General features: G+C 31.5%; 1 protein-coding gene. It reads right to left on the bottom strand.

Annotated features, from left to right (window positions below):
- Positions 1–117: 117 nt before the first annotated feature.
- Positions 118–885, bottom strand: coding sequence for a hypothetical protein (locus ACFQ1Q_RS10505; protein WP_386130990.1), 768 nt, complete (start codon positions 883–885; stop codon positions 118–120).
- Positions 886–965: the final 80 nt, after the last annotated feature.

Below are 965 nucleotides of genomic sequence, written 5' to 3'. Positions count from 1 at the left end.
CAGAAACAATATCTGCGCTTTTACTTAATGGGTCGTTATGGTCGATTTTGTTCATGTTTTGATTATATATTATATGCTTTTAATCTAAAAACGATGATTTTAATTAAATACACTAATTTATAGATTAAAAAAACCGTCCGTATCATAAATACCAACGAGTCTTATAGGAGGAGTCCTTGTGAAATCCACCTTAAATACCTTTATACTAGAGATATCATCATTAAATACTGGTTTTGTCTTTCTTACATTGTAAACAATTCCCAACCTAACATTAACTTGATTTGCCAAGGCAGACAGTAATCGAAAATTCCTGTAGTCATCTGGATAAGGTTGCCAGTTTCCAATCCCTATATATGATCTTTTTAATTCATATATTCTTTGAACAGCCCCTGTTGGTGTTACCTTCCATAAATCAATATCTGAAACAGTCAGTGCTCTACCTAAGTGACCCCTTTGCCATTTATGATAGGCACTCGACGTTCTGTCATTTAAATATTTTGCGGTAGATGTATTTGATACAGGTAAGCCACTTTGACTAAAAATATCTCTTAATTCTGCTAATGTAATTTCTGTTGGTTGATCAGTAACATTATCGGCAATTAACACATTTTCAATCTCTACGTCAGTATTAAATTTAATTACCTTGATAGGAATATTAGAATTAGTAGCAAAAACGTTCAATAGATTGAAAGACTCTATTTGATGTTGAGTATAACCTGAATTGTATTCGGTATTATTCGCACCTATCACTAGAGCTAGTAGTTTAGGGACACAATTACTATCACCATAAACTAATTGCCAAAGATTCCCAGTACAAAATTTAAAATTTGTTAGCTGATTAGAATTTATATGGTCGTAAATGGCATTGCCTTTATAATAATTCATGTTATTTGATTTTTAAATACTCCTTACTTCGTCAATATTGTGTTGCTTTAATTTCTGCATCACATTAGTTTTTTCTGCAC

The organism is Winogradskyella litorisediminis (assembly GCF_042675765.1).
Classification (GTDB): domain Bacteria; phylum Bacteroidota; class Bacteroidia; order Flavobacteriales; family Flavobacteriaceae; genus Winogradskyella; species Winogradskyella litorisediminis.
The sequence above is the reverse complement of the archived record's forward strand: the minus strand, read 5'-3'. Positions and strand labels throughout refer to the sequence as shown.

Excerpts from the sequence above, each read along its gene's own strand:
- ACFQ1Q_RS10505 (WP_386130990.1), bottom strand. The coding sequence starts at position 885 with ATGAATTATTATAAAGGCAATGCCATTTACGACCATATAAATTCTAAT.